Raw genomic sequence first — 21,648 nt, 5'->3', positions numbered from 1 at the left:
TCGCCGGCCCTGCCATTCACCCCGTAATCGAGCCGGCCAGCAGCCGGCCGGCGTCGGGCACGTACGGCTCGACACCCAGACCGGTGAGCAGTTGGTGCACGGTCGCGGTCGCCGCGGTGAGCACCGGGCGTCCGAGACGGGTCTCCACCTGCGGCACCGCTGCCAACGACGGCAGCTGCACGCAGGCGGAGAGGATCACCGCGTCCACGTCGGTCACGTCCAGCCGATCGGCCAGCTCGACCAGCCGCGTCGCGGGGATGCGCCCGACCGCCACATTGTCCGGCTCGCCGAGGCTCACCGCCTCGGTCACCTGTACGCCGTACGCGGCGAGGTAGCCGACGACGGTCGCGGTCAACGGCGGCAGGTACGGCGCGATCAGGGCGACCCGGCGGGCACCCAGCGCCCGCAGCCCGGCGAGCAGCGCGCCGGCACTGGTCACCACCGGCATGTCGTGCCCGGCGCGACCGGCCGCGCGACCCAATCGCCGCTCAGCCCGCTCATGCGCGCCGGCGCCCTCGCACATCACCGCCACCAGGCAGGCGTACGCCAGCACGTCGCAGCGGGCGTCGGCCAGCTCGGCGGCACACCGCAGGGCGGAGCGGTTCATCCGGGCCAACTCGTCGGGGGTCACCTGACTCAGCCGTACCCGGCTGGCGTGGGTGCTGAAGCGGACCGTCGGGTCGACGGTCTCGCGTCGGCGCAGCATCGCCGGGACCTCGGTCTCCATGGTGGTGTTGGAACTGGGCACTACCAGGCCGACGCGGTAGCCGCTCACACCAGCGCCCCGGCGTACCCCCGGACCTGCAACCGCTCCCGGGCGCTGCCGGCCAGGCGCACCTGTAGGCCGAGCGGCGCGGCGGCGCGGCGGACGTCGTCCAGGTGCAGCGATCCGTGCCGGTCAACGGTGAGCACCGGCGGTTCTTCGAGGTCACCCTCCGGCGCGTGGAACGAGAGCAGGGTGACCGAGGTGGTGAGGTAACCCGGGTACGCGGCTCTGGCGGCGGCCTCGTCCCGGTGGACCAGCACCACCAGATCGTCGAGGTGGGCGAAGTCGGCGGCGAGGGCACCCGCCTTCCAGTGCGCCGGTTCCTCCGCCGCGCCGGTCAGATGCCGAGACCGGTTCGCCGAGGTGATGTAGAGGTGGTCCGATCCGGTCTCGGCGAGCGCCCGCTCGAAGAAGGCGTTGGACGGGCAGGTCAGGCCCGGCGCTATCACCTGGGTGGTCCGCATCCCCTCGTCGACCTGGGTGAGGTGCTCGGGGAGCCGATCCGCCGCGGGCCCGCGGAAGCCGAACGGCCCGGCCCCGTAGAGCGCGTCCATCAGCGCTCGCACCCGACCGACCGGCAGGCGCGGCGAGATCCGTGTCCAGTCGAACATCCCGGGGATCCGGCCGATCGCGGTGGTGACGCTGCCGACCTGGTGGACCGGTCGGCCCTTGGCCAGGTTGACCCGGCGCACGGTGGCCGCGTCGGGACGCGTCACGATGACGTAGAAGTTGGCGAACGCCGCCGCGACGATCGCGCCGCCAGCCAGCGCGCGGGCCGCGACCGCGACGTCCTCGGGGCGGTCGATGTACAGGGGCGGTGTCGGGGCGTCCATCAGTCCTCCTCGGCGGGGCCGTGAGGCAGTTCTACGTCCACTCACCCGGATGACGGCGAGGTCGGTCGCCGATCCGATAGCCGACAGGCACTACCCGGTGCGGGCGGCGGATGCCCGGGCGGTACACAACGGCGGGCGCCATCGGCCGGATGGAGGATCCGGCGGGGGCCCTAGCACGCAACCGTTAGCCGCGCGACCCGATTGGGTACAACGGCTGCACCTCAGATCCACCACATACCTCAGGAGGCAGCGATGCGCGGCACCTCGATTCTCGGAGTCATCGTCGTGATCTGGTTGGTGATCGGCGCGATCGCCGGTGGCCAGCGCGGTTATTACAGCGGCGACGACACCAACTGCGCCGAGGCCGGCACCATCCTGGTCACCATCGTGGCCGGGCCGTTGAACTACATCGGCGCCAACCCGAAGGTCGACTGCAAGCTGCCCGAGCCCTCCAAGTAGGACAGACACACAGCGGCCCGTGCCCCCGGATCGAGGGGCGCGGGCCGCTGTGTTTGAGGAGGGCTGCTCAGCCGCCGGAGATGTCGTCGGTGATCCCGGGAAGCGGTCCACCAGACTGCCGACCAACCGCGCAGCGGCGACTACACCACAGGTGTCGTCTCCAATCTCGCCATGCAGGTGGCCGGCACCCCGACCTTCCTGCGCACCGCCGAGCAGCAGGGCGTCAGCCCCGAACTGCTCAGCCCCTACTTCGACCTGATGCGCCGCCGTCTGGCGGAGGCCGGCGGCGAGGAGGACCTGACGGGCGTCATCGATCTGCTGGTGCGGTGACGGGGCCCGGTTGACGCTGGTCCTTGGCGGTAGCGGTTCTCGGCGTCCGACGCCGTGCACCGCACACCGCCTAAGGCATCCTAGGAGGCTGGTTTGCAGGTCGACGGCGTTTGTCCGCGCCGGGGCCGGGAACCGCGCAACTTCAGCCAGCGAACGGGATCGGGAGTGCGGCATGCAGATCGGCTACAAGTTGGCCTCGGAGGGGTACGGGCCGCAGGAGATCATCCGACAGGCCATCCTGGCCGAGCGGGCTGGCTTCGACTTCGTCGAGATGAGCGACCACTTCCACCCCTGGCTGGAAGCGCAGGGCCACTCGTCCTTCACCTGGAGCGTGCTCGGCGCCATCGCGGCCAAGACCAGCACCCTGCGCCTGGCCACCGGGGTCACCTGTCCGACCGTCCGCTACCACCCGGCGATCATCGCGCAGGCCGCGGCGACCATGGCCCTGATCTCCGACGGCCGGTTCACCCTCGGGGTGGGCGCCGGCGAGCGGCTCAACGAGCACGTGGTCGGGCAGGGCTTCCCCAGCGTGCGGGGCCGACACGAACGACTACGCGAGGCGCTGGAGATCATCCGGCTGCTCTGGCAGGGCGGCTACCAGTCGTACGAGGGCCGACACCTGCACCTGGAGGACGCCCGCATCTTCGATCTGCCGGACACCCTGCCCGTGATCGCGGTGGCCGCCAGCGGTGAGGCGTCGGCCCGGCTCGCCGCCGAGCTGGGCGACGGGCTGTTCGCCACCGAACCGGACGCGTCGATCGTCGAGCACTACCGACGCGCGAAGGGTTCGGGCCCGCGCTACGCCGAAGTCCCGCTGGCCTGGGCCACCGACGAGAAACAAGCGGTGCAGGCGGTATTGCAGACGAGCCGGTGGATGGTCACCGGCTGGAAGGTGATGAGTGAGTTGCCGAACCCGGTCAACTTCGACGCGGCGAGCGCGCACGTCGAGGAGAAGCACATTCGGCAACTCTTCGCCGTCGGCCCCGAACCGGAGGCACACGTCGCCAAGGTCCGGCCGTACGTCGAGGCCGGCTTCGACCACATCGTCCTGCAGAACGCCGGCCCCGACCCGGACGGCTTCCTCGACTTCTTCGCCAACGACCTCTCCGGCCGCCTCCGCGCGATGGGCTGAGGCGCACCATCCGCTCGCTGACGAGCAGGCAGGCAGGCTGGCGTGGAACATTCGCCGCCGGGCTACACCCAGGGGCACAGCCGGAGCACCCGGCCCACCGGCGATCGGTTGATCGCTCCTGCGGGTCGGGTGCGTCCTGGAACGGGGTCGGCCACCTGACGGGCCACCCTACTGACGGGTCAGCGGAAACAGTGGGGAACCGGCGCCGTGCTGTCCAGGCAGTTGCTGGGCTCGTTACCGCTGATCTCGGTCTCGTCATCGACCTTGGCCTGGGCCTTGTCCACGAGGAGGCCGCCCGGTCGCACGTCGGAGACGTTGTCGGCCACCCGGCTCTTGAACAGCGAGATCTGGCCCATGGTGACGAAGATGCCGCCCGCCTTCTTGTCGGCGTCGTTGCGGCTGACGTCGCTACGGCGCACCAGCAGGTTGGACTTCTCGGAGTAGATCCCACCACCGTCGCCTTCGGACGTGTTGTGCGCGATGGTGCTCTCGTCGAGCGGAAGCAGACCCTGGAAGGTGGAGATGCCGCCGCCCTTGACCGTGGCGGTGTTGTCGCGGATCGTCATGCCCCGCAGGTAGAGCACCGCGTCCGAGTTGGCGATGCCCCCGCCGACCTCGGCGGTGTTGCCGATCACCCGGACGTCCGAGACCTTGCTGCGGGCCGAGAAGCTGGCGAAGCCCCCGCCCTGCGCCGCCTTGTTGTCGGCGAACGTGCTCCGGTGGACCTCGGCCGCCCCCCGGTAGTTGCCGAGCCCACCGCCGTAGCTGGCGGCGCTGTTCTCGAAGAACTTCGACCTGTCCAGGGTGAGCACGCCGCCGTTGAGCAGGCCCCCGCCCTTGCCCTCCTTGCCGATGGCCCGGTTGCCGACGAAGGTGCTGTCGCTGATCACCATGTTGCCGTCGTTGAAGATTCCGCCACCGCCACCCTCGGCGGAGCGGGAGGTGCTTCCGATGATCGTCGTGCGCCGCACGGCGGCGGCGGCGCCGTGGACCACGTGGATGCTGCCCCCCTCGGCTGCCGACCGCCCGTTCTTGAGGACGACGTCACTCAGGTCCAGCTCACCACCGTCGCGGACGGTGAAGAACCGGAACTCGTCGGCGTTCGGGGCGCGCCTGATGGTGGCGCCCTCCCCGCGGATGGTGATGGCGTGGTAGATGACGGGCAGGCCCGCCTTGTCGTCCTTCGGATCGCGCGGGGGCGTCTCGGCGTCCCCGGGGTTCTCGGCGGTGTCGGCAGCCTCGCGGGCGTCCCGGATGCCGCCGTCGTAATCGTCGGGTTGCTGAAATGCCTCGGTGAGGGTGTAGGTGCACTTGCGCGCGAGGCGAAGCTCGCCGCCACCCTCGGCGTTGGCCCGGACGAGAGCCGCGATGAGTCGGTCGGAGTCGCAGGGCACCGTCACCCGGTCGGATGCCGCGGCCGCCACGCCGGTCAGACCCGTCGTCGCCACCACCATGCCGCCAGCCACCAGACCACTGGTTAAGAACCACCGGGACCGCCGCCTGGGCCGCGCTGGGCGTCGACTCGCTCGGTACGTGAACATAGAAACTCCCCTGCCCCTCGTGCATCTGAACCGGCCGCACCGAAACAGGCGCGGGGTGGCTAACGTCCCTAGCGCCACCGAAAATGACGATACGGCGGTCAAATGTGACAAGGCAGGCGAACGTGAATAACTTTGCCATTCTGCTGGGGCACCCCATCCACCGCCGACGGGACAGCAGGATCGAATGCCGACGAAACACCGGCTCGGGCCGCTCCAGTGCCAGGGGCCGCCCCCATGGGGCGCCGGGCTCACCCGCCGACGTGGATGCCGGGCCGACGCAGCGGATCCCGTTCGGTCCGGCGGATGATCTCCCGCACCACCGGCGGGGTGTCCCCACGACCCAGGATGAGGTAGCGCGCCAGGTGCGCGATCGGGCTCCCCTCCGACCACTCGAAGTGCGCGTGCGGCCGGACCCCGGTGGCGTCGCGCAGGGCCAGCAGGATCGCGGCGATAGCGTTGGGCGCGGCCGGGCTGTTGGCTCGCAGCACCCGGAAGCCGCCCACCTCGATCCCGTGCACGCGCAGCACCTGACTGAACTCCGACGGATCGACCACATCGATCTCCAGGAACAGCACGTCCGCGGCCCCGGGCACCGGATTCATCCCACGCTGAGCCCGCTCCTTGAGCGTGTACTCCTTCACTGACCCCTTCTGCCGCTTGTTCGCGATCAGGTGCAGCTGCCCGTCGTGCGCCAGCGACTCGGTGATGAACCGACGGGCCGCCTCATCGAACTCGATCCGCTCGGCGCGCAACTCGGTGGTCCGGGTGACCCGGGAGACCAACGAGACCACGATGATGCCGAGGATGAACAGGGCGGAGATCGTGATCCCGTCCGGCTGTTCGATGACGTTCTCCAGCAGCGCGTACAGCAGCACCAGGGTCAGCACGGTGAAACCGATCGCGGAGGCGCGCCGGTGGCGACGCGCCGCGGAGATCGTCACCGCCACCGCCCCGGAGACCATCATCGCCAGGATCCCGGTGGCGTACGCCCCGGCCTGGGCGTTGACGTCGGCGCGGAAGGCGATCGTGATGGCGACGCTGACGACCGTGTAGACGATCACCACGGGGCGTACCGCCCTGGCCCACTCCGGCGCCATGCCGTACGACGGCAGGTAGCGCGGCACGATGTTGATCAACCCGGCCATCGCCGAGGCACCAGCGAACCAGAGGATGAGCACGCTGCTCACGTCGTAGACGCTGCCGAACACCTCACCCAGGTAGGTGTGCGCCAGGAACGCCAGCGCCCGCCCGTTCGCCGCGCCGCCCGGCCGGAACTCCTCCTCCGGGATGAGCACCGTGGTCACGAAGGTCGTCGAGATCAGGTACACCGACATGATCAACGCGGCGGTGGTGAGCAGCCGACGCGTGTTGCGGATCCGGGTGGCGAGCCGGGCCTGCTTGTCCGCGCCGTCGGCCGCGACCAGGGGCATCATGCTGACGCCGGTCTCGAAACCGGACAGCCCCAGCACCAGCAGCGGAAACGCCAACACGGCGGTGAGCAGCACGTGGCCCGGTCCGCCGCCGGTCGAGGTCACCGCGGCCGTCCAGTTCGACACGATGCCCGGGTCCTCGGCGATCCGCGCCACCGCGACCACGACGATCACCGCGTTGAGCACCAGGAAGACCGCGACCAGCGGGATGGCCACAACCACCGCCTCGCGGAACCCGAGCAGGAACACCCCGCCGAGGATGAGCAGCAGCACCACGGTCACCACGACCGACACCACGGATCCGTGCAGGGTGTCCGGCAGGTACGGGTTCTCCAACAAATGCACTGTGGCGTCGGCCGAGGAGAGGGTGATCGTGATGATCCAGGAGGTGGCCACGAAGCCGAGCAGCACGAGGACGAAGATCTTGCCCCGCCAGAACGGCAACAACCGCTCCAGCATCGCCACCGAACCCTGACCATGCGGGCTCTCGTGGGCCACCCGCCGGTACATCGGCAGCATGCCGAGCAGGGTGAGCGCGACGATCAACAGGGTCGCCAGCGGGGAGAGCGCACCGGCCGCCACCGCCGCGATGCCCGGCAGATACGACAGCGTGGAGAAGTAGTCCACGCCGGTCAGGCACATCACCTGCCACCAGGCGTGCCGACGGCTCTGCCCCTCGGTCGCCTCGGGGCCGGGCGGCTGCACCTGGTGCTGGAAGAGCCACCGGCGCAGCGGGCTGGTCGGCGGCGCCGACTGGGCCGGGGTGGCCACTCGTTCGGGCACCACGACCCCCTGCCGGCCGCCCCGGTGCGGACGGGCCGGATCGCGGGCCGCCCGCAGTGCCGGGTCCGGCCCGGTCGGCGTGTGGCGGCGTCCGCTCCAACGTCGCGGTTTCGCCCGGTGCTCGTCACCCATCGCCCGTCCCACCCTCACAGGTCCTGATCCGACGGTAGGCGGTGCCCCGGCGCCCGGTCGGCGGAACCGGGCAGCTGTTCGGCCTGCTCAGGACAGATCCGGGACGGCGAGCAGCCGGGTCAGCGCGGGTGGGTCGGCGACGGTCACCGTGGCCGCCGGGTGCCGGAGCCGCCCGCCGGGCACCAGCGCCGGCACCGGGGCGCGGAAGCGCAGACAGATCCCGCCGGCCGCACTGCTGCCGAAGGTGGCACCGCCGTCGGCCAGCGACAGGTGCGGGCCGATCGCCCGCCACCAGCGGTACGGCCCACTCAGCTCGACGGCGATGACGTTGTCCCGGTCGGTCCGCAGCCGCCACGGCCCGTACCGGATCATCAGGTCGCGGTCGGTGACGGCGACCCAGGCCGTCGTCGGGCGGACCCCCAGCAGCGCCAGCATCGGGCGGAACACCGGATCGAAGCGGAACGGGAACCGCGTCGCGACGCCGGTCATCGGGCGCCGGGCCGAGCGGTGGGTCGCGACACCGGGCCACCCGGCCGTAGAGGGCCGGGCCGCGCGGGCCGGGGGCGGGCGGCGGGCCGACGCCGGGCCAGGACGGTCATGGCGCGGGCGTACCCGATCCGAGCCCGCCGACACCTGCGGATCCGCACGCCGTCGACGTGACCTCACCCGGCGCTCCCCCACCGCCGGCCGGCACCCCCCGGGCCGGCCGACGGTGGCGGACGGTCGACACCCCCCGGGCCGACCGGCTGTCCCCCAACCTGGCCGACCCGACCTCGGGCGGCCACGCGGGGTGGAACTGGTGGGACGCGCCCCCGCGCTCCGCCGCCCCCCACGGGGCGGAGCGCGGGGGCCCCCCGTCCCGGCTACTGCAGGAACGCCCCGAGGGGCGAGAGCAGCAGCCGGCCGAGCGCCGCGGCGTTGTCGTCCAACCGTGTGCGCTCACACTCGCGGGCGTCCGGGTCGTGCCGGCACCGCCAGATCTTCTGCGCGTTACGCCAGGCGACATCGCGCGTGTACTCGACCAGTTCCCCCTGGTACCAGTCGTCGATGTCGCCGTTGAGCATGTCGATGAGCAGCTGCCACCGCTCCAGATAGCCACGGCGCAGGCCGGGGATCTTGTCCGCGAAGATGTTGTTGATTTCGAGGTAGTCGTGGTGCTGGTCGCTGCCGTCGACCGGCTCCGACTCCAGGTGGTCGAACGTGGTCACCAGGGCGAACGGCAGGTCGAAGTTGATGTGCGCGTTCACCCCGGCCGCCGCCGAGGGCAGGGGGCGCGCGTCCGGCCCCTGCATCCGCTCGAACAGGCACGACCACGCCTTCGGGGTGCCGGGGCTGGAGTCGGTCCACAGCCGCATCGCGTCGAAATACCGGGCGGCGAACTCGACGTCGAGCCGGGAGAGGAAGACCGGATCGACGAAGCGGTCGTCGTACAGCCCGTCGAGGACGCTGCTGGTGATGGTCAGGTAGAGCTTGTTGAAGTCGGCCAGTGGGCAACTGGCTTCCAACGGGGGCAGCCGGACCAGCATGTCCTGGAGCTTGGTCAGGTGATCGACCACGGCCGGCACGTCCGCGGGATGGTCGGCGAGCAGGTCGACGATGTCCCGGTGCACGGGCCCCCAGACCGGTTCGATCATTTCTCCTCCATGGTGGTCGGCGGCATCCCCCGTGCCGTCGTCGACGCGGCCCAGCCTCTCAGCCGACACCGGCCTGCCGGATCAGTAGAACGACGTATCCCGGCGCGCACACGCGCCGGGATACGTACGAAGTGGTGGGTCAGCCCCGTTGGTTACGCAACTGGATCGCGCTGGCCTGCACCCGGGTACGGACCTGGAGCTTGTCGAAGATGTGCGACACGTGCACCCCGATGGTCCGCTCGCTGATGAACAGCCGCTGCCCGATCTCCTTGTTGGTCAACCCCTCCGCGACCAGGGCGAGCACTTCCCGCTCCCGGGCGGTGAGCGCCGTCAACTCGTCGTCGGACGCCTCGGCCGTGACGCTGCGCGTACCGGTGGTGGGGTCGTGCTCGTCCAGCGACACCCGGGCCCGCCCGGCCAGCTCGCGGATCTCCGAGGTCAACGGCACAGCGCCCAACCCCTGCGCGATCCGGTACGCCTCCCGCAGGAGCTTGCCGGCGGTGGCCACCCGGCTGCGACGAGCCAGCAGCGCCTCGGCCTGCCGCAGCCGCGAGTAGGCCGCCGGATAGGGGTGATGACGTCGATCCCACTCGGCGGCCGACACGGCCCACAGCTCCGGGTCGCTGCCGTCGAGGCGGCTCACCTCGGCGGCGCACAGCGCCAGGAAGCCCTCCACCACCGAGCGCACCGGCCGGGCGGCCCCGGCGCTCTTGCGGGCCACCCGCTCGGCCACGTCCCGCAGCCGGCGCACCGCCGTCGGGTCCACCTCCATGGTGCGGCTGGCGTGTGCCTCCGCCTCGGCGCGCAGGCCGTGCCAGACCAACGCGGAGAGGATCATCACGTCGTCGGAGCGGCTCTCGGTGAGACCGCGCTGCACCGCCTGCCGCGCCACGTCATGCCGGCCCTCCCACATGGCCAACCCGGAACGCAGGGTGAGCAGCGGGATGACGTGTCGCGCCCCGCCGCCGGCGAGCAGGGTCGCCACCGCGTCGAGGTCCCGACCGGCGGCCTCGATGTCGCCGTAGCCGACCGAGAGCCGGCACCGGGCCAGCAGCAGCTCCACCGCGTCCGCACCGGACGGTCGGTGCCGCAGGGCCGCGGCCACCACCTTCTCCGCCTCGGCCCACTGGCCCACCCGGAACAGCCCGTTGATGGCGATGGCCAGCAGCCGGGTGCCCCAGGTGCGGCCCAGCCCCAGCTCGGCCGCCCGTTCGGCGCCCCGCCGGGCCACCACCACGCCCTCCTCGAGGATGTTCAGTGGCCCGGTCAACAGTTCCGCCAGGTGCAGGTACGCGCAGGCCACGTCCTCGGGCTGACCGGCACGCTCGGCCGTGTCGAGGGCGTCGCGCATGACCGCCAGACCGGCGTCCGGGTCTTCCAGACAGGCGTCGCTGAAGCCCAGCGCCGAGCTGGCCAGCACCACCTCGGTGGCCGAGCCCTCCACGTTCTCGGCCAACGCCAGCGCCTCGCGGGCCCGCTCGCCGGCGTCGGCGTACCGACCCAGGTGCAGCAGCAGCTCGGCCAGGCGGGCGGCGGCGCTCGCCCGGTCCCGAGGGGAGCAGTCCTCCGCCTTCAGCGCCCGCTGGTATTCCTCCTCGGCCAGCGCGGAACGACCGGCGGCGGCCAGGTAGCGGGCGCGGCGGATGTGCAACGCGCAGCTCGGCTCGCCACCCCGCAGCGCGACCAACTCCTCCAGCAGGGCCAACGCGCGGGCGTGTTCCCCACAGTGGTGGGCCGCCTCGGCGGCGTTCTCGAGCAACTCGACCCGGTCCACCGTCAACGGGCCCGGCTCGGCGGCCAACTGCAACGCCGCCGACCAGTGTCGATGCGCCTCGGCGTAACCGTGCAGCCGCTCGGCCTCCTGGGCGGCGGCCACCGCCGCCGGCAGGGCACGCGCCGGCTCGCCGGCCAACCGCCAGTGGTGCGCCAGCCGGGCCTGGTGCAGCTCACCCGGCGCCGTGGTCAGCGCCTCGGCGTAGCGGCGGTGCAGCCCGGAGCGCTCGGCCGGCAGCAGCTCGTGCGCCAGCACCTCGGCGACCAGGCGGTGCCGCAGCCGGTAGCCCTCGTCGGCGCCGACCAGCAGCCGGTGCGCCACCGCGGCCCGGGCCGCGGCGATCAGCTCGTCCTCCGGCATCCGCAGCACCTCGGCCAGCAGCCAGTGCTGCACCGGCTCGACACCGGCGGCCACCGCGTGCACCACTGCGTGCGCGTGCTGGGGCAACGCGTCGACCCGATCGAGGAAGATCTCCCGCAGCGTCTCGGACAGGCCGTCGCGGCCGTCACGCAGATCCCGGGCCAGCTCCTCGATGACGAACGGGTTGCCACCGCTGCGCTGCCACACCTGCTCGGCCGCGTCGGCGGTCAGCGTCCGGCCGATCACCGCGGCGGCGAGCGTCTCGGTGTCGGCCCGGCCCAACGGCGCCAGGTCGAGCACCCGCACCGTACGGAGCCGACGCAGCTCGGTGAGCACCCGGCGCAGCGGGTGCGCGCCCTGCAACGACTCGGCGCGTACCGCCGCCAGCACCGACAGCTGAAGGTCACCCAGGCCGGCGAGCAGGTAGAGCAGGAGCTGCCGGGTGCTGCGGTCGACCCACTGCAGGTCGTCCAGGATCAGCACCAGCGGGCGACCCTCGGCGATCAGGTGCAGGCCGCGGGAGACCCGCTCCAGCAACGCGCCCGCGCCGTCCGGGCCGGCGGTCTCGTCGGCGAACATCTGCAACAGCCCTCGCACCGCCGAGGAGGTGCGGGCGTGCGAGGTGGACACCTCGGTGTCGAACCGACGCAGCGCCTGCAACAGCGGGTGCAGCGGGGAGGCGTCACCGATGTCCAGGCAGCTGCCGGTGAGCACCACGGCACCCCGCTCGCGCAGGCGGTCGCCGATCTCGCCCAACAACCGGGTCTTTCCCACACCACTCTCGCCGGTCAGGAAGACCGCCGCGGTCTGCCCGTGCGCGGCGTCACCGAGCAACGCGGACCGAACCGTCTGCACCAGCTCGGCCCGGCCCACGAGCGGTGCGGTGTCCACATCGCTGGCCATGCAACGCAGCCTAATCACAGAGCCCCACACCGTTCTACGGCCGGCTGCCGCTTGTGGTACTCCTCGCGTCGACTTTGCGACTAAAGGTTGCAGGTGGCCGACATACGTCGTTCGGCAGATCCCCCGTCGGCCCAGGAATGCCAATCTCCGGAGGTGATCAGGCAACAGCGGGGAGAAAGGCCGGTGCGAAACCCATGACCACCAGCATCATCGTCGACACGCAACGGACCGTCACCCCGCTCTGGCCGGTACCCCAGGAGAGGCGCATCGTCACCGTCCTCTTCGCCGACATCGTCGGCTCCACCGCCTTGGTGGACCAGCTCGACCCGGAGGACGTCCGAGCGTTGCAGCGGGCCTACTTCGACACCGTCGCCGGTGTGCTGCACCGCTGGCAGGGGGTGGTGGAGAAGTACATCGGCGACGCCGTGATGGCGCTCTTCGGCGCTCGGCACTCCGACGGCTTCGACGCGTACCGGGCGGTGCGCGCCGGGCTCGAGATCCAGGCCGCGCTCGACCGGCGACCCATGGTCGGCGACATCAGGCTGCGCGTCCGGGTCGGGGTCGCCACCGGCGAGGTCGTGGTCGACCTGGGCGACGCCGTCAGCGGCGGGCACGGCGTGGCCAGCGGCGCGGTGATCACCACCGCCGCCCGCCTGCAGGAGTACGCCCCACCCGGCGCCGTCGCGCTCTGTGCGGCCACCGCTCGCGCCACCGCTGGTCTGATCACCCAGCGTCAGCTGACGCCGGTGCCGGTCGCCGGTCGGGTGCCGCCGGTGCCGGTCTGGCACGCCGTCGGCCCGGTACGCCCCGGCGTCGACCGGCACGACGGCCCGTTGATCGGTCGACGCCGCGAGCTGGCCACCATCCGCGACCAGTTGGGCTGGGCCATTCGGGACCGGACGCCGCGCTGGATCTCCCTGGTCGGCCCCACCGGCAGTGGCCGCAGCCGGCTGCTGCACGAACTGACCCGTGGGCTGACCACGGTGGACGGGTTGGCGGTGCGCTGGTGCGTGGCGACCTGCCAGCCGTACCCCGATCAGGTGTTGGCGCCGGTCGCGCACCTGCTCCGCGGCCTCGCCGGGATCCGGCACAGCGACGGCCCGACGGCGGTCCACAACCGGCTCGTCGCCGCCCTGACGCCGCTGTTCCCGCCGACCAGGGTGGCCACCGCGGTCCCGGCGCTCCAACGGATGCTGACCACCCCGGACGGCTCGGCCGTCGCCCTCGCCGGCGCGGCGGTCTGCCGGGAGGTCCTGCTGCGCCTGGCCGCCCACCAGCCGCTGATCGTGGCCGTCGACGACCTGGACCGCGCCGCGCCGACGGTGAGCCGGTTCCTGCACGCGCTGTTCAGCGCGGCGACGGAGCGTGGGCTGCCGCTGGCCCTGCTCACCGTGCATCAGCCGCAGTGGGCCGACACCCGACCCGGTCCGGCCCGCCGGGTGACGATCCGACCGCTGGCCACGGTGCAGTCCGGGCGGCTGCTGCGCCACCTTCTCACCCGGGCCGGGCAGCCGGTGGCCCTGGTCGATCGGCTGCTGCCGCTGGTGGGAGGCCGCCCGGGGCACGCGGCGGCGTACGTCACGTCGCTGGTGGACGGTGCCGATCCGGCGGCGCTCCCGCTGCCCGAGGCGGTACGCCGGGCCGTCGGCGCGGAGCTGGACCACCTCGACGGTGAGCGGCGGGCGGTGCTGATGGCCGCCGGCACCCTCGGTGGCCTGATCTCCGGCGCGGCCGTGGACCGGGCACTCGGCTGGACGCCCGGCCGGTCCGCACCCGCACTGCGCGGGCTGGTCGCCGCCGGGCTGCTACTCCCCCACCGCGTCGACGGGTACGCGTTCGCCGCGCCCGCGCTGCGCCAGGTCGCCGCCGAGCGGTTGCCCCGCGCCCTGCGGGCCGTCTTCGCCAGCCGAGCCGCCGACGTGCCGCGCCTCGACACCGTGCACCGGGACGCCAACCCGCCGGAGCAGCGCGCTGCTGCGGTCAACGGCTCGGCGGCGAGGAGCGCCGAGATCGTGCGCCTCGACACCGTTGGCGCTCGGACCGGCCGCCTCGACGCCGTCTTCGCGGCGCTGACCCCGGCGGGGCCGGAGGGTGTCACCAGCCCGACAGCGCTGAGGCGCGGTAGCCCCACTCCGGCGATGGCCGCCCGGCCAGCCGTGTCGAACCCCGGCGCGAACCGTACGGCGGGCCCACGCCGGCTCCGAGCCGTCGCCTCGGCGGGCGACGTACCCCCGACGCCGGGCCCAGCGGCGACCCGGTCTCCGCGCAGTGCGGGCGGTGTCCCGCCCCGGGACATCGGACGGCCCGCCGCGCCGATTCGCCGCACGCCGGCGAGTTCAGCTGGTCACTGGACACTCGCCGACGCCGGCACTCCGCCGGGCGCGGTACGGGCGATACCCCGCCCGTCGTTGATCCGCCGACTGGACGACCTGCCCGCCACCGCCTGACTGCGGGAAAGGACAGCTCAGGACGGTCGCCCGCCGAACTGCCAGTTGTGCACCTCGATGTCGGCGTACCGGTCCGCCGTCAGGATCGCGCGCGCCGCGTCCGGGTTCGGCGCCCGGAGCAGCGCGGCGGTGCCGAGCCAGGTGACACCGTCGTCGGCCAGCAGGGGCCCGTACGCGATCAGCTCGTCCGGGTCGGGCGGCACGGCCAGATCGGCGGCCGGCCCGAGACCGAGGCCGAGCACCAGATAACGGCGGCCGCCGGTCCGGCCGCCCGGGAAGTCCCACATGGTGCGGCCCAGCGTGTTGTGCCACCGGCGCAGCACCACGTCCCGGTACACGCCGGCCTGGTAGTTCGGCTCCTCGAAGGCGAATGCCCGCGCGGCGGCCGGGTCGGGCACGTCGACGATGTGCACGCTGCCGGTGGGCGTGTCGCCGACGAAGGTCGGGCCACGGGCGATCATTCCCGCCGCGTACCGGTCCATATAGGACCAGTGCTCAGGCAACAGCTCGTCGCGCAACGCCGCCGAGCCGGGCCGGTCACTGTGGTAACAGAGAAACTCCACGCCGCATTCTCGCCGCAGTGCCGCTCACCCAGCCGGGCCGGGGTGTCGCCCTGGCCGCTTCGGCACGGACGCCCGGGGCCAGCAGCGCCGTGCCGAACGACCGGAAGGCGAACGGGAGGCGGCCCCGCGCGGTGGTGGGCCGCCGAACGCACCCCGCGGTGAGCTGGCTGCCCCGTGTCCCGTGGGAACGGGTGAGCTGCTCACCAGCGCGACTAGGATTGGTGTTGTCATGCTGCTACGGGTGCTCGGGCCGCTTGAGGTCGAGGTCGACACAGGCGGGCCGGTCGACCTCGGCGGCCCCCGTCAACGCGCCGTGCTCGCGCTGCTGCTCGCGGCCCGCGGCGAGGTCGTCTCCGTCGGTCAGATGATCGAGGATCTGTGGCGGGGTGACCCGCCGCCACGGGCTATCGCCTCCCTCCAGGCGTACGTCTCGCACCTGCGTCGCATCCTGGAGCCGGCCCGCGAGCGCCGGGCGCCGGCCCGGGTCCTGGTCACCGCGCCGCCGGGCTACGCGCTGCGGCTGCCCGCCGACGCCGTCGACGCCGGCCGGTTCGAGGCACTGCTCGCCGAGGCGCGTGTGGTCGGCCCCGCCGACCCGGGCCGGGCACGTCAGCTGCTGAGCGGCGGGCTCGAGCTGTGGCGCGGTCGGGCGTACGCCGAGTTCGCCGGTGAGCCGTGGGCGCAGCCGGAGGTGCTGCGGCTGGAGGAGCTACGGCTCGGCGCCCGGGAGCTGCTACTGGACGTGACTGTGCGCTGCGGCGACGCGGCCGAGGCGGTGCCGGAGGCAGAACTGTTGACCCGGCAGGCGCCGCTGCGGGAGGAGAGCTGGCGGCTGCTCGCGCTGGCGTTGTGGCGTACCGGTCGGCAGGGCGACGCGCTCGCCGCGCTGCGCCGGGCCCGGGCGACCCTGGCGGAGCAGCTCGGTCTGGACCCGGGGCCGGCGTTGGTCGAGGTGGAGTCCGCGATCCTGGGCCAGCGGCTCGACCTGCTGCCACCCGTGCCGGCGACGACGGTACGCGTCGAGCGACAGGTGCCCGAGGACGTCTTCGTCGGTCGGGAGGCCGAGCTGGAGGCGCTCCGGCAGGCGGCCGCCGACACGGTGGCGGGCGGGCCGCGCGTCGCGCTGCTCAGCGGGGAGGCCGGGGCCGGCAAGACGAGCCTGCTCACCCGGTTCCGGGACGGGCTCACCGCCCACGCCTGGCTGGTCACCGTCGGCCGCTGCCCCGAGGTCGAGGGTGCCCCACCGGCCTGGGCCTGGGTCGAGGCGCTGCGGCAGCTCGCCGAGCAGGCACCCCCGGGCGACCTCGCACCGGCGCTCGCCCCGCTGCTCGGCGGGGGCGACGGCGAGCCCGGTGGCGACGTCACCGCCGGCCGGTTCCGGTTGCACCGCGCCGTCGGCGCCTGGTTGGACGCCGCCGCGGCCGGCAGACCGGTCGCCGTCGTCCTCGACGACCTGCACGCCGCCGACGCCGAGACGCTGCTCTTGTTGCAGAGCGTCACCGAGATGACCACCGGCACCGTCCTGTTCGTCGCGGCGCTGCGGCCCGCCGACAGCGCCGAGCGGCTCGCCGACACGATGGCCGTCCTGGCCCGCCGGTCACCCCGTCGGATCCCGTTGGGCGGTCTGACCACGTTCGAGGTCGAACGGCTGCTCGGCGCGCTGACCCGGACCACCGTCGACCCGGACACGGTCGCCGCGTTGGCCGAGCGGACCGGCGGCAACCCGTTCTACGTCCGGGAGTCGGCGCGGCTGCTCGCCGCGGAGGGCACGCTCGTCGCCACCTCCGAGGTGCCCGAGGGCGTACGCGACGTGCTGCGCCGACGGCTCTCCCGCCTGCCGTCGACGGCCGTCTCGGTGCTGCGCCTCACCGCGGCCGTCGGGCGGGAGGCCGATGTGCGAACGCTCGTCGACGCCGCCGGCACCGACGAGGGCACCGTCCTGCGGGCGCTGGAAGCCGGGCTGACCGCCGGGCTGCTCACCGAACCGGCGCCCGGGCGGGTGCGGTTCGTACACGGCCTGGTCTGCGACACCATCTACACCGACCTGCCGCAGCTGCGCCGCATCCGCCTGCACGCGCGGATCGCCGCCGCCACCCGCCGGCTGCGGCCCGACGACTACCCGGCCCTGGCTCACCAGTACGCCCGCGCCGCGTCGGCCGACACCGCGCCGCTCGCCGTCGACTACGCCATCCGAGCCGCCGAACTGGCCGAGCGGCGGTACGCGTACGACGCCGCGATCGAACTGCTCGGCAACGCTGTCGAGGCCGCCGCCACGGTCGCCGGGGATCGCGACGCGCTCCGGGTCGATTTGCTCGGGCGGCTGCTGCGCGCCCAGGCGCGGGCCGGTGCGGTGGCCGCCGCCCGGCAGACCCGCGCTCGGGCGATCGACGTCGCCGCGGCGTCCGGCCGGGACGAACTGCTGGTCGCGGCGTTCACCGCGTGGACCGTCCCCACCCCGTGGCTGACCCACGAGTACGGCGCGGTGGACCACCGCGTCGTCGAGCTACTCACCCGGCTGCTGCGCGCCGACGACCTGGACCCGGTCGCCCGCTGCCGGCTGCTCGAGGCGCTGGCCACGGAGTTGGACGGCGAGTCCGATCCGCGAGGCGTGGCCGCCGGACGGGAGGCGCTCGCCCTCTCGCGGCGGCTGGACGACCCCGAGCTGCGCGCCCTCGGGCTGGCCGCGCGGATGCGCACGATGAGCTATGAGCGGGAGGCGCCGGACCGCCGGGAGTTCGCCCTTGAGCTGCGTGACCTCGCCGACGAGCACGGGCTGGTGACGTACCGCTCGGTCGCCGAGCAGGTGCTGGGCCACTCCGCTGCCGCGCTCAACGAGCCGGACGAACTGCGCCTCAGCGTCGCCCGGCAGGGGTGGTTGGCGGAGACGTACCAGCTGAACGAGGCGCAGACGATCAACCTGTGCTCGCTGGGCGCCCTGGCGCACGTCGCCGGCGACTTCGCCGCCGCGCGGCGGCACTACGACCAGGTCGCCGTGCAGATGCGGCGGCAGGGTTCGTTGCACGCCGATGCCTTCCACTACTTCTCCACCGGCACCCTGCTGATCAGTCAGGGACGGTTCGGGGAGCACCTGGAGGCGACCCGGAGGGTGCGCGGGTCGTTGGGTCCGATCGTGGACGACCTGCTGGCGCTGGCGCTGATCGAAAGCGGACGGGTGGACGAAGCGCGGGCCATGCCGATCGGGCGGCACACCTACCGCCCGGACTACTTCGAGTCGGCCTTGCTCAGCGTGCGCGGGATGGTGGTCGCGGCGCTGGGGCGACAGGACCTGGCCCAACCCGTGATCGACGCGCTGCTGCCGGTACGCGACCAACTGGCCGGTTTCTCCACCACCGCGGCCGTGGTGCGACCGGTCGCGCTGACGCTCGGGGAGCTGTTCCGGCTGGTGGGCCGCACCGAGGAGGCGACCCGGCACTTCACCCTCGCCGCCCGGGTGGCCCGCCGATGGGAGTCGCCGCACTGGCTGGCCGAGGCGACCGCCGCCCTGGCCCGCTGACGGCCACGGTTGGTGGATTCCAAGCCGGCTCCAAGTGGCACCGAGCATGATCAACAGATCTGTGCCAGTTGATCCCTCGGAAAGGTCACCGTGAACCAGAACCACCGCGAAGCCATGGCCGACGTGCGCGACATGTACATGGCGCACTCCGCGCTCCGTCGCGAGTTCAGCCTGCTGCCGCAGCTCGTCCGCGACGTCACCCCGGGCGACGCCACGCGCGCGGAGGTCGTCGGCGCCCACGCCGAGATGCTCTGCCACATCCTGCACGTGCACCACGAGGGCGAGGACCTGCTGCTGTGGCCCCGGCTGCTGGAGCGCGGCGGCGCGGAGGCCGCTGCCATCGTCCCCACCATGGAGGCGCAGCACCACGCCATCGAGGACGCCCACGCGGCGGTGGTCGCCCTCCTCCCCGAGTGGCGGCGCACCGCTCGCGGCGGTGAGCCGCTCGCCGACGCCCTGGAGCAGCTACGCGCCGCGCTGATCGCGCACATGGCCCTGGAGGAGAGCGAGATCCTGCCGCTGGCGCAACGGCACGTCACCGCCCGCGAGTGGATGCAGCTCGGCGAGCACGGCATGAGCAAGTCCCCGAAGAAGCAGCTGCCGCTGGCCTTCGGCCTGGCCATGTACGAGGGCGACCCGGAGGTGGTCAAGGCGGTGCTGGCGCACGCCCCGCTGCCGGCGCGGCTACTCATGCCGATCATCGCACCCCGGCTCTTCGCCAGCCACGCCAAGCGGGTGCACGGCACCGCCACGCCCCCGCGCATCGGCGCCAGCGTGCGCTGAGCGAGGGCCGCGAGTCCCCCGACCCGGGCGCGACGTCGGCGACCAAGCCCGCCCGGCTGCCAGGTCGACGACTCGACGCGGCCGTCGGTCAGCTTGTCGTGGCGGCTGCGGCATCAAGCGGTATACCTCAGGGGCATATTCATACCTCTGAGGTATACCGCTCCTCGGCAGATCGACATGGCGGGTCAGCCGAGCGCACGACGGAGGCCACCAGGTAACTCAGGGTCGAGTCAGCCCTAGGGTCGACACCTGCCGTTCGTCAACCTTCGGCTGCGCCGCTCGCCGACGTCGACGCCGCGGCGTCGGCCCCACTGGCCGCCGCTGGCCGGGCGCTCAGCCGGCGGCCAGGAAGGCCAGCACGCGCGGCCAGGCCGCCGCGGCGGCGTCCGGGGAGTACTCGGCCACGTCCGGATCGGTGAACAGGTGGCCCACGCCGGGATAGCGGAAGACCGTCAGGTCGGCACCGGCGTCGGTCATGGCCTGCTGCCACTCGTCGACCTCGTCCGGCGCGTCGTACGGGTCGGGGTCGGCGAGGTGCAGCTGCACCGGCAACCCGGGTCGGACCGTGTCCGGGGCGCCGCCGGTGCCGTGCAGCAGGAGCAGACCGGCGGCGTCGGGGCGCTCGGCCAGCAGCGCCCCGGCCACCCCGGCGCCCATCGAGAAGCCGGCGAGCACCGTCTCCGGTGGCAGGTCACGCAGCGCGGCCCGGGCCCGGTCCAGCACCACCTCCTGGCCGATCTTGTCGAGCAGCGCGAAGCCCTCCTCGACGGTGTCGGTGGCCGGGACGCCGTACAGATCGGGGGTGCTGACCTGGTGCCCGGCGGCGCGCAGCCGGTCGGCGGCGGCGCGCACGGTGGGCCGCAGCCCGTACACGGAGTGGAACAGCACGACGTTACGCATCCGGTCATCCTGCCGCAGTCGGCCGGTTGTCCCGGGTGGCCACGCGGGTGGGCGTCAGACCAGTGCCGCCAGCCGCGCGACCAGGTCCGTCGGTGGCGGCATCCCGGCGATCTCGCGGCTGACCTGCCCAGCAGCGGTGCGTAGACGCTCGTCGGTGAGCAACTGGGTCAGCGCCCGCGCGGTGATGTCCCGGGGTCGCAGCGCCAGACCGGCGCCCCGGCGGGCCACCAGCTCGGCGTTGTGTCGCCGGTCCCCCGGACCCGTGGTGGCCAGCTGGGGCAGGCCGGCGGCGAGGGCACCGAAGGCGCTGCCCGCCCCGCCGTGGTGCACCAGCGCCGCGCTCGCCGGCAACGCCTCGTCGAGCGGGATCCAGTCGACCACCCGCACGTTGCCGGGCAACGAGCGGGCCGACCGCTCGTCGGGGCGGACCAGCACGATCTCGGCGTCCACCTCGGCGGCGGCGGCCACCACGGCGGGCATCGGCCCCCGGTCGCCGGGGCCGGTCAGGGTGCTGCGGGTGACCAGGATCCGGGGGCGTTCACCCGGTTCGCGCAGCCAGGCCGGCAGCTCCCCGCCGCCGACGTAGGACGTGTAGCGCATCGGCCAACCGCTCTGCGTGGCAACGCTGGGCGGGGCCACGGCGAGGGCGGCGGCCGGCGCGGGCAGCTCGGTGAGGCCATGGCGGCGCAGTGCGGCGCCGAGTCGGGCGACGGTGGCGCGGACCAGGTCCCGGCCGTCGAAGAGGGCGTTCTCCTGGCGTACGGCCGGCACGTCGAGCCGCGCGGCGGCCACCGCGCCGGCGACCGCGAACGGCTCGTACAGCACCAGATCCGGCCGCCATCGGGTGGCCAGCGCGACCACCGGGTCGGTGAGCTGGTCGTTGAGCGTGCCGAACAGCAGGCCGGCGCCCCGGGTGCCGGCGGTGCCGGCCAGCTCTGCCCGCGCGATCAGCGGATGGCGGGGGAAGACCCGCAGCGCGATCCGGCCGAAGTCGAAGCCCGGCGCGACGTCGTGCACCGGCAGGCCGGCGTCGGCGGCGGCCAGAGCACCGCCGCCAGTGGCGACCAGCACGTCGTGGCCGGCGTCGCGCAACGCGACAGCGAGGGGCACCAGCGGGAAGACGTGCCCGACGAGCGGGGCGGAGACCACCAGCACGCGCATGAACAGGATCCTATGTCGACGACGACATCGAGGCAGGTCGCTGGTCGACGATGCGGCGCATCTTGCCCATCGACCGTTCCACCGTGTCCGGGGCGAGGACGTCGACCGCCACGCTCACCCCGATGGTGTTCTTCACCAGCTGAACCAGGGCGCCGCCGGCCCGCTCGGCGGCGTCCATGTCGACGTCGGCTCGCCGCTCCACC

Annotated in this window: 16 protein-coding genes and 1 pseudogene; 6 read left to right on the top strand and 11 right to left on the bottom strand. The window is 73.2% G+C overall.

All coding sequences use genetic code 11. The features are described 5' to 3' along the window. Positions 1-16: 16 nt before the first annotated feature. Together AC5L30_RS02710 and AC5L30_RS02705 are read right to left on the bottom strand one after the other, a co-directional pair. On the bottom strand, positions 17-775 hold the full coding sequence (locus AC5L30_RS02710; protein ID WP_494865066.1) for a maleate cis-trans isomerase family protein: 759 nt from the start codon (positions 773-775) through the stop codon (positions 17-19). After that, positions 772-1,599, bottom strand: a complete 828-nt coding sequence (locus AC5L30_RS02705) for a hypothetical protein (protein ID WP_494865065.1) — start codon at positions 1,597-1,599, stop codon at positions 772-774. The genes AC5L30_RS02710 and AC5L30_RS02705 overlap by 4 nt, the downstream gene beginning before the upstream one ends. 252 nt (positions 1,600-1,851) lie before the next feature. Between AC5L30_RS02705 and AC5L30_RS02700 the strand changes: the two genes are divergently transcribed. The 3 genes and pseudogenes from AC5L30_RS02700 (at position 1,852) to AC5L30_RS02690 (ending at position 3,520) form a co-directional block, all read left to right on the top strand. Next, positions 1,852-2,058 (top strand): hypothetical protein, encoded by a 207-nt coding sequence (locus tag AC5L30_RS02700; RefSeq protein ID WP_007460667.1) that lies wholly within the window; start codon positions 1,852-1,854, stop codon positions 2,056-2,058. Between the two features lie 114 nt (positions 2,059-2,172). Continuing rightward, positions 2,173-2,388: pseudogene (locus AC5L30_RS02695) on the top strand (imine reductase family protein); the annotation flags it as partial. A gap of 172 nt (positions 2,389-2,560) precedes the next feature. Beyond that, positions 2,561-3,520: a TIGR03557 family F420-dependent LLM class oxidoreductase gene (locus AC5L30_RS02690; protein WP_494865062.1), complete on the top strand. Its 960-nt coding sequence runs from the start codon at positions 2,561-2,563 to the stop codon at positions 3,518-3,520. A gap of 179 nt (positions 3,521-3,699) precedes the next feature. Here AC5L30_RS02690 and AC5L30_RS02685 read toward each other — a convergent pair whose 3' ends face one another. The 5 genes from AC5L30_RS02685 to AC5L30_RS02665 all read right to left on the bottom strand — a co-directional run bounded on the left by AC5L30_RS02685 (position 3,700) and on the right by AC5L30_RS02665 (position 12,077). Then, positions 3,700-5,061: a right-handed parallel beta-helix repeat-containing protein gene (locus AC5L30_RS02685; RefSeq protein WP_494865060.1), complete on the bottom strand. Its 1,362-nt coding sequence runs from the start codon at positions 5,059-5,061 to the stop codon at positions 3,700-3,702. Between the two features lie 248 nt (positions 5,062-5,309). Next, complete coding sequence (locus AC5L30_RS02680) at positions 5,310-7,406, bottom strand: APC family permease (protein WP_494865059.1); 2,097 nt, start codon at positions 7,404-7,406, stop codon at positions 5,310-5,312. Positions 7,407-7,493: 87 nt separating this feature from the next. After that, positions 7,494-7,895, bottom strand: coding sequence for a hypothetical protein (locus AC5L30_RS02675; RefSeq protein ID WP_494865057.1), 402 nt, complete (start codon positions 7,893-7,895; stop codon positions 7,494-7,496). A gap of 374 nt (positions 7,896-8,269) precedes the next feature. Then, positions 8,270-9,040 (bottom strand): DUF5995 family protein, encoded by a 771-nt coding sequence (locus tag AC5L30_RS02670; RefSeq protein ID WP_354942729.1) that lies wholly within the window; start codon positions 9,038-9,040, stop codon positions 8,270-8,272. Between the two features lie 139 nt (positions 9,041-9,179). Further along, on the bottom strand, positions 9,180-12,077 hold the full coding sequence (locus AC5L30_RS02665; protein WP_494865055.1) for a helix-turn-helix transcriptional regulator: 2,898 nt from the start codon (positions 12,075-12,077) through the stop codon (positions 9,180-9,182). Between the two features lie 194 nt (positions 12,078-12,271). On the opposite strand from AC5L30_RS02665, the gene AC5L30_RS02660 reads away from it, so the two are divergent. Next, positions 12,272-14,524 carry an AAA family ATPase gene (locus tag AC5L30_RS02660; protein WP_494865054.1) on the top strand — a complete coding sequence of 751 codons (2,253 nt, stop codon included), beginning with the start codon at positions 12,272-12,274 and terminating at the stop codon, positions 14,522-14,524. A gap of 17 nt (positions 14,525-14,541) precedes the next feature. Here AC5L30_RS02660 and AC5L30_RS02655 read toward each other — a convergent pair whose 3' ends face one another. After that, positions 14,542-15,087, bottom strand: a complete 546-nt coding sequence (locus AC5L30_RS02655) for a YciI family protein (protein ID WP_494865053.1) — start codon at positions 15,085-15,087, stop codon at positions 14,542-14,544. Positions 15,088-15,316: 229 nt separating this feature from the next. On the opposite strand from AC5L30_RS02655, the gene AC5L30_RS02650 reads away from it, so the two are divergent. Both AC5L30_RS02650 and AC5L30_RS02645 read left to right on the top strand, forming a co-directional pair. Continuing rightward, positions 15,317-18,601 carry an ATP-binding protein gene (locus AC5L30_RS02650; protein ID WP_494865052.1) on the top strand — a complete coding sequence of 1,095 codons (3,285 nt, stop codon included), beginning with the start codon at positions 15,317-15,319 and terminating at the stop codon, positions 18,599-18,601. Positions 18,602-18,691: 90 nt separating this feature from the next. Then, positions 18,692-19,384 carry a hemerythrin domain-containing protein gene (locus tag AC5L30_RS02645; protein WP_494865050.1) on the top strand — a complete coding sequence of 231 codons (693 nt, stop codon included), beginning with the start codon at positions 18,692-18,694 and terminating at the stop codon, positions 19,382-19,384. A gap of 333 nt (positions 19,385-19,717) precedes the next feature. Here the strand turns inward: AC5L30_RS02645 and AC5L30_RS02640 are convergent, their stop codons facing one another. The 3 genes from AC5L30_RS02640 to AC5L30_RS02630 are packed head-to-tail and all read right to left on the bottom strand — an operon-like array spanning position 19,718 to position 21,647. Then, positions 19,718-20,284 (bottom strand): dienelactone hydrolase family protein, encoded by a 567-nt coding sequence (locus tag AC5L30_RS02640; protein WP_494865049.1) that lies wholly within the window; start codon positions 20,282-20,284, stop codon positions 19,718-19,720. 54 nt (positions 20,285-20,338) lie between these two features. Continuing rightward, the gene (locus AC5L30_RS02635) at positions 20,339-21,445 is read right to left on the bottom strand and encodes a nucleotide disphospho-sugar-binding domain-containing protein (RefSeq protein ID WP_494865048.1); all 1,107 of its coding nucleotides are present in this window, start codon (positions 21,443-21,445) and stop codon (positions 20,339-20,341) included. Positions 21,446-21,455: 10 nt separating this feature from the next. Beyond that, on the bottom strand, positions 21,456-21,647 hold the full coding sequence (locus tag AC5L30_RS02630) for an acyl-CoA synthetase family protein (protein WP_494865047.1): 192 nt from the start codon (positions 21,645-21,647) through the stop codon (positions 21,456-21,458). Position 21,648: the final 1 nt, after the last annotated feature.

The organism is Micromonospora sp. BQ32, assembly GCF_059358895.1.
This window is presented reverse-complemented; position numbering and strand designations above follow the sequence as displayed.